This is a genomic window from Bradyrhizobium sp. SZCCHNRI1009 (assembly GCF_032487575.1).
In the GTDB taxonomy this organism is placed as follows: Bacteria; Pseudomonadota; Alphaproteobacteria; order Rhizobiales; family Xanthobacteraceae; genus Bradyrhizobium.
In genome coordinates, this window is record NZ_JAUEUL010000015.1 from 130,542 (window position 1) to 137,817 (window position 7,276).

The 7,276-nt window shown below is 63.5% G+C and carries 5 protein-coding genes; 3 read left to right on the plus strand and 2 right to left on the minus strand.

Annotated features, from left to right (window positions below; all coding sequences use genetic code 11):
- Positions 1-264 precede the first annotated feature (264 nt).
- On the minus strand, positions 265-1,767 hold the full coding sequence (locus QX010_RS23645; protein ID WP_316182183.1) for an ankyrin repeat domain-containing protein: 1,503 nt from the start codon (positions 1,765-1,767) through the stop codon (positions 265-267).
- Positions 1,754-3,055 carry an NAD(P)-binding domain-containing protein gene (locus QX010_RS23650; protein ID WP_316182185.1) on the minus strand — a complete coding sequence of 434 codons (1,302 nt, stop codon included), beginning with the start codon at positions 3,053-3,055 and terminating at the stop codon, positions 1,754-1,756. Before QX010_RS23650 ends, QX010_RS23645 begins: the two co-directional genes overlap by 14 nt.
- A gap of 450 nt (positions 3,056-3,505) precedes the next feature.
- Here QX010_RS23650 and QX010_RS23655 point away from each other — a divergent pair, with 450 nt between their 5' ends.
- From QX010_RS23655 to QX010_RS23665, 3 genes are all read left to right on the plus strand, one after another.
- Positions 3,506-4,291: a pyridine nucleotide-disulfide oxidoreductase gene (locus tag QX010_RS23655; protein WP_315804954.1), complete on the plus strand. Its 786-nt coding sequence runs from the start codon at positions 3,506-3,508 to the stop codon at positions 4,289-4,291.
- 12 nt (positions 4,292-4,303) lie between these two features.
- On the plus strand, positions 4,304-5,662 hold the full coding sequence (locus QX010_RS23660) for a cytochrome c3 family protein (protein WP_316182187.1): 1,359 nt from the start codon (positions 4,304-4,306) through the stop codon (positions 5,660-5,662).
- Positions 5,663-6,155: 493 nt separating this feature from the next.
- The coding region (locus QX010_RS23665; protein ID WP_316182189.1) for a cytochrome c3 family protein at positions 6,156-7,276 on the plus strand (1,121 nt) is incomplete at its 3' end.

Here is a 7,276-nt window from a genome sequence, read left to right on the forward strand (position 1 = left end):
CAAGTGTCTGTGATGCGTCGACAATCAATGCGCCGAATGAGGCATCATTCGTACGGAATGATGATGATCCATCGACGTGCATCGTAGTGTAACTGCAACTCATTCGCACTCACGGCCGGAGAGCGGTATCATCGAGGCGTCTTGGTATGGAGCGTTATGTTCATTGATAAATAACGCGCGAATCGTCTGCGGCGCCAGCGAGCAGCGAGCAGCGAACGCGACGTCGACCGCATGATAGGCAGGGAGGCGAAACGGAATCGTCCGCTATTCCAGAAGCTTGGCGATATCGCTGTGACCGCTGGCAGCGGCGATGTCCGTGGCACGTTCGCGCCGCTTGTTCCTCAATTGCTTTTCGGCGCCGGCGGCGAGAAGGCTGTGCGCAATGCCGATGTTCCCCTCATGGGCCGCCATCATCAACGCGCTCATGCCCTGGCCATTGCGCACGTTCGGGTCGGCCTTGCGCCTGAGAAGCTCACTGACGACATCCGCAAGCCCGGCGCGCGCAGCGAGGATGAGGGCGGTATTTCCGCCTCTTGTCGCGCGTTTCGGGTCGGCCCCATGGTCCAACAGAAGCAGCGAGGCCGCGGCGCTGCGGCCTTCGATGGCATTCAGCAACGGCGTCTTGTCGTCGGCGTCAGCGCGGTTGACGTCCGCACCGGCGCGGATCAGTTGTCCGATCGCGTGCGTATTGCCATTGCCGGCCGCGTGCCAGAGTGCGGTGCGGCCCTGCCCATCGGCGGCGTTGAGGTCGGATCTCTGAACGAGTTGCCGATCGAGCGGGCCATTGGTGCACGACGCGACCGCGATCATGAGGGGGGTCCGGCCGTCCGCCGACGCGGGCAGACTGCCGGAGGCGCCGTCGAGGAGCGCGGCGATCGCGGCGCCGTTGCAGCGGCTGAGCGCCATCAATAGTGCGGTCGTGCCATCTGCACGCGCTGCAGATGGGTCGGCCGCCTTCGTCAGCAGCAGTTTGATGATGTCTCCATGATCCTTGTCCGCTGCCAGCATCAAAGGCGTGTCGCCGCGCCGGTTGCCGGTGTTCGGGTTGGCTCCCGAGGCGAGCAGGAGCTCCACCAGCCGAAGATGCCCGGCGGCCGCGGCGATCGCCAGAGGCGTATCGCCGTCCTCGTTGACCGCGTTGACGTCAGCCTTCGCAGCGATGAGCTGGCGCATCGGATCGAACTGGCCGCGCAGGGCGGCGTCGATGATGGCCGGATGGCCGTTTCGCATGGCGGCCTGCGCATCGAGCGTCGGTGGCGGCCTGCGCGCAGCTTCGCGCGCCGGCTCCCTGGCGCGGGGTCGCGCGTCTCGGCTGGCCATGTCGGCCATCAACTGCTCGGCGGGCTGATAGCCAGCCGCCGCCGACTTGCGCAGCCATTCCCGCGCCCGGTCGGGATCGGACGGTGTTCCGCGGCCCGCGAGCCACATCGCTGCGACATTGTACTGCGCCTTGACGTGTCCCTTCCTTGCGCTTGCCTCCATCCATTTGAACGCCAGCGTGTCGTCTGCTCTGGTGCCGAGACCGGCGCGGTAGAGCGACGCAAGCCGGTACTGCGCCTCCGGATCCCCGGCGTTGGCGGCGCGCTCGAGCAGCTTCAGCGCGTCCTCGGGATGTCCGGCGCGGATCGCGGCATCGGCCGCCTGGCTCGCGGATGCTTCGGAGCTCAAGCCGGCCAGCGTTTCGCCGGCCGGGGCGACGGACGGCACGGTCGAGCCGACGAGACAGATCAGGGGGATGATGACGTGAGAGGACTTAAGCCGTGCCATATTTCGTCTCGACCTCGATACCCATGCTCTTCAGGAATGCGGTGGGCAGAATGCCGCCGACGCACACGATGACGGCATCGTTTCGGATCGTGCTCGTGCTACCGCCGGCATCGATGTCGACGTCGTCACTGCCGATCCGTTTGACCGCAGAGTTGTAGATGACCCGGAGCCGCCCCGATCGAGCGGCTGTTTCCACCCGTTCACGGTTCTTCAGCTTGGCGCGACTGAACGACTCGCTGCGATGGGAGAGGGTCACCGTCGTGCCGGGCTCGTCGGCGATGGAGCACGCGGCTTCCAGTGCGGCGTCGCCGCCACCGACGACGAGCACGTGCTGGCCGCGATACTGTTCGGGGTCGATCAGTCGATAGACGACCTTGTTCTGCTCTTCGCCAGGAGCTTCCAGCTTGCGTGGCGTTCCGCGGCGCCCGATCGCCAGGAGCACGGCATGCGTTCTGTAGCTGCCGCGGTTCGTCCTGACGTCGAAGCTTTCTCCCATTCGCGTGACGGCCTCGACGCGCTCGCCGACGTTCACCTTGAGGCGGGCCTTGCGCACGATCCCCATGAAGAAGGTGATCAACTGCTCCTTGCTGAGCTCTCTGAAGTTGAACTTGCCCGCGAGCGGCAGCGTGAAAGGTGCCGTCATCACCAGCTTGCCGCGGGGAAAGTGCGCGACGGTGCCGCCAAGCGAGTCCTGCTCCAGCGTCACGAAGCGCAGCCGATGCTGCAGGCAGGCGAGACTGGCGGAAAGTCCGGCCGGACCGCAGCCGACAATCACGACGTCGAGCATGTCGGACTTGCCGATGTTCTTGACCTTGCGGACGGAGTCGATCGCCTGGCGCCCCTGTTCGATGGCGTTGCGGACCAGCCCCATCCCGCCGAGCTCTCCGGCGATGAAGATGCCGGGTACGTTGGTCTGGAACGCCTCGTCCACGTTTGGAATGTCGATGCCGCGCGTTTCGGTGCCGAACACCAGCGTGATGGCGTTCACGGGGCACACCGCCTTGCAGGCGCCGTGTCCGATACAATGCGAAGGTTCGACCAGCGACGCCTTGCCGCCGATCAGGCCGAGAATGTCGCCCTCCGGGCACGCCCTGACGCATGACCCGCAGCCGATGCACAAGGCGGGATCGATGATAGGATGCAAGGATGCCGGCTCAAGCAGACCGGCTTCCTTGGCGGCCGAGAGCTTCGCGACGCTCTTTATTTCTCTTCTCTTGCGCACCGCCATGTAGGTGGCCCAGACGCCGAGCATCGGCGCGGCGTAGACGATCAGGAGATCGAGCGCCATGTCGTCTCGCTCCCTTGGCTTATGAACTAACAGCAGAAGAGAGCCGCTGGCCGCGAACTCCGCGTGAAGAGGTTCGATGCGGTGCTAGATGCAAATTCCTCTCAAGAGATGCCGACATAGAAATTCCAGAATGATCTGACGTCTTGGAGACAAGGATTGGATCATTCGTTGAACAGATGCCGTCGGCGGAAATATGGCTCGCACTGATTTCGGACTAATGACGTCGGTGTCGGAAGACGGATGGGGATGTTGCAAGTGGTTATCACTAAGTGGTCTCTCGACTGAGATCCGGAGATCCGCGAACGAGTCTGGCTTCCGCCAATCCGGCATTCGGGTTTCACAGGAAACGTCGAGGTCATGAGCAGAGCAGCGGTCGCTCGCGCGCGGGGCAATCCTCTTCGAGGAACCATTCCGGTTGTCATCACGGTCGTCGTTCTCGGAGCGATTACCGTGGGGTGGCTGCAGAAGGAGGAGGAGTATATTACGCCGGGCTCCGGCACCGGATACTGGCTCGGGATCTACGGCAGCGTCGCGATGCTGTCGCTGCTGGCCTATTCGATGCGCAAGCGCTTCAAGTCGCTGCGCGGGATCGGCTCGGTGCCGTTCTGGTTCAGGACGCACATGCTGCTCGGCGTCATCGGTCCCGTGCTCATCCTGTTCCATGCGAATTTCCAGCTGGGGGCGCTCAACAGCAATGTGGCGTTCTTCACCATGCTGATCGTGGCGATCAGCGGCGTGGTCGGCCGTTACATCTATGGCAAGATCCATATGGGCCTCCATGGCGGGAGAGCGCGGGTCAAGGAGCTGCTCGCCGAGGCCGAGGCAATGCGAACGGAGCTCGGTCAGGAGATGCAGGCCGTCTCGTTCGTGTCGCGGGAGTTGGCCGCCTTCAGCAAGGGGCTCGACAACAGGGTACCCCGAACCGCGCTGGGCAGCCTGCGGACCGGCGCGGTCATCGCAGCGCGCACGCGGCGGCTGCGCGCCAATGTGGTTGCGGAAGCGCGCCGGCTCATTCGCGCCGAAGCCAAGCGCGCGCGATGGTCGTGGTCCGAGCGGCGGCGTCGCGAGAAGCGAATCGAGGAGGTGGTGCGGCGCTACGCCGCTGCGGTACGCAAGGCCGCTGAGCTGACGTTCTTCGAACGATTGTTTTCGCTGTGGCATGTGCTTCATCTGCCGCTGTTTTTTCTCATGCTGCTGGCGGGCGTCGTTCATGTCTGGGCCGTCCATCACTATTGACGGAGTTGCGTGATGCGGTGGCGTGTTGCGGTCGTCGTCGCCGTCCTGGCCGGCGTTGCGATGCTCTCGGCCGGGGGGCGGGCGCAGACGTTGCTGGAGAAGCTCGTCATGCCGGGCCCGTTGGTCGAGAAGCATGCCAAGCTCGAGAGCGAATGCGGAAAGTGCCACGAAGCCTATACGCGGAAAGCACAGTCGGGCCTCTGTCTCGATTGCCACAAGGAGATTGCCGTCGATCGCAGGCAGCGTGAGCGCCTGCACGGACGCGACCAGGCGGCGCTGAGCCAGGAGTGCAGGCAGTGTCACACCGACCACAAGGGGCGTGGAACCGACATCGTCCAGCTCGACAAGGAGACCTTCAACCACGACATGACGAACTACCGGCTTGTCGACGCGCACAAGACCGTGCCTTGTGCGGGATGTCACGTCGCGAAGGTGAAGTTCCGCAACGCGCCCTCGACCTGTTTCGAGTGTCACAAGGCGATTGATCCGCATCGCGGTCGACTCGGTGAACGCTGCGAGAACTGCCACACGGCGGTGAAATGGCGCGCGACCAAGGAGTTCGACCATACCAAGACCCGGTTTCCCCTCGTGGGCGCCCACAAGTCGGTCGCTTGTGCGACGTGTCATTCCGGTCAGCAATACAAGGATCTGCCGACCTCCTGTGGCTCATGTCACCGTCTTCAGGACGTCCATGGCGGCCGCTTCGGCGACAAGTGCGAGACCTGCCACGATCAGGACAAGTGGAAGACGGTCCGCTTCAATCACGACAAGACCCGCTTCCCCCTGCGAAATGCCCATGCCAAGGTGAAGTGCGAGGGCTGCCATACGGGTGATCTCTATTGGGACAAGCTCGCGACCTCATGCGTGTCCTGTCACCGCAAGCAGGATCCGCATCAGGGCAAGCTCGGTGAGCGTTGCGAGACGTGCCATAGCGATATGGGCTGGCGGAAGAAGCTCTCCTTCGATCATGAAATCACGCGCTTCCCCTTGATCGGCCTGCACAAGTCGGTGCCCTGCGAGGAGTGCCACCGGACGCCGACCTACAAGAACACCCCGATGGCCTGTGAGAGCTGCCACAAGGATTTCCACCAGGGGAAACTCGGCGGGCGATGCGCCAGTTGCCACAATCCGAACGGATGGCGGCTATGGCGCTTCGATCATGCGCGGCAGACGCGGTTCCCACTTGTTGGCGTTCACCAGAAGATCACCTGCGAGGCCTGTCACAAGACCAAGTCGCCGCCGGATCTGAAGTTGCCGATGGATTGCTTCAGCTGTCATCGCAGCTCGGACGTGCACAATGGTACCTTCGGTCAGACGTGCGAGCGCTGCCATGTCGCAACGGGATGGCGCAACGTTCAGATCAGGAACTGATTCGAACGGCCGCGTTGGCTACTGCATAAGACGTCTGACATCGTATCGAGCTGATAAGAGCTCGCAATACTGATCAGTACGAATGCAGATCAATGGCTTGCGTGATGGGCTTGCCGGACCATCGCGCGCGGGTGAGGTCAGAAACCTAAACCTCCATTCAGCTTGAGTTCAGCTTGGCCCAGTTTTGGGCCAGCTTTGCGCGTCTCTGGAAGCTCTGTCGTAGGCGTAGCGAAGGCTGCGTGATCTGGCCGGTGACTCCGTCATCGCCTAATCGATGCAGCGCTCGATCAAGGGAGCACGGAGCGTTTCGAGTATTCGGTGGCTGGGGAAGACGTGCCGCCGGGCCGTAGGGGGAATCCGCAAGAGTGTCTTGGGTTTGTCAGGGCGACCGCCGAGCGGCGGACGCTCAACGGTCTCGGCTGGATTGGGGTCGGCCGGTCGCCGTCGGATGTCCGGCTGGCGATCGAGTCGAGAGTGAAGAGCGGAGTTGGAGTTGAGCAGCTGCTACAGCAGACTGGGGCTGTTGGCGCGAGCCTCGCACCGCATGGTGCAGTGGCTGCTCGCCTGTGTGCTGCTCACTCTGGTGTTGGCAGGGCACGCTGCCGCGCAGAGCTCATTCGATCACGTCTCGACCGGGTTTCCGCTGACCGGAAGCCATGTCGGCGTGGAGTGCTCGTCCTGTCACGTCGGCGGGCGGTTCAAGGGCACGCAGACGCAGTGCGCCAGTTGCCACAACGGCGCGCAGACGGCGGGCATGTCCGTCAATCACCCGATGACCACGCGGCGCTGTGAGAGCTGCCATCAGACTTCGACATGGAAGGACGTCCGGGCGATCGATCATACCCAGGCGAAGGCGTCATGTACGACCTGCCACAACGGTGTGATGGCACGGGGCAAGTCGAAGAATCATATCACGACCGCAGCGCCATGCGATGTGTGCCACAGGTCGACGGCGAGTTTTCGCATCAGAATGAAGATGGACCACGCCGGCATCGTCGCCGGTTGTGCCAACTGTCACAACGGGACGACCGCGCGCGGCAAGTCCAGCAATCATCTCCAGACCAATCTGCCTTGCGAGTCCTGTCACACCAGCACGGCCAGCTTCGGCGGTGCGGCCTTCAAGCATGCCGCGACCGACACCAACTGCGCGACCTGTCACAACGGCAAGACGGCGCAGGGCATGACCACGCCGCCACATATCCCGACCGGGACGCTGCAGTGCTCGAACTGCCACAGCAACACCGCGGCGAGCTTTGCCACCTACACCATGAACCACGCGGCGGTGGCGACGGCGCGCTGCGACAGCTGTCACAACGGCAACTACACCGGGCAGGGCACCAAGGGGGCGCTCGGCACCGCGTCGTATCCGAACCACGTCGCCACCGGCGGCGCCGACTGCGTCAGCTGTCACGCCAAGGCGGCGAGCGGCGGCTTCACCAGCTGGGGCGGCGCGGCGTTTTCTCACAAGGCCACCGACACCAATTGCTCCACCTGCCACAACGGCAGGACGGCGCAGGGCATGACGACGCCGCCACATATCCCGACCGGGACGTTGCAATGCTCGAACTGCCACAGCAACTCGGCGGCGAGCTTCACGACCTACACCATGAACCA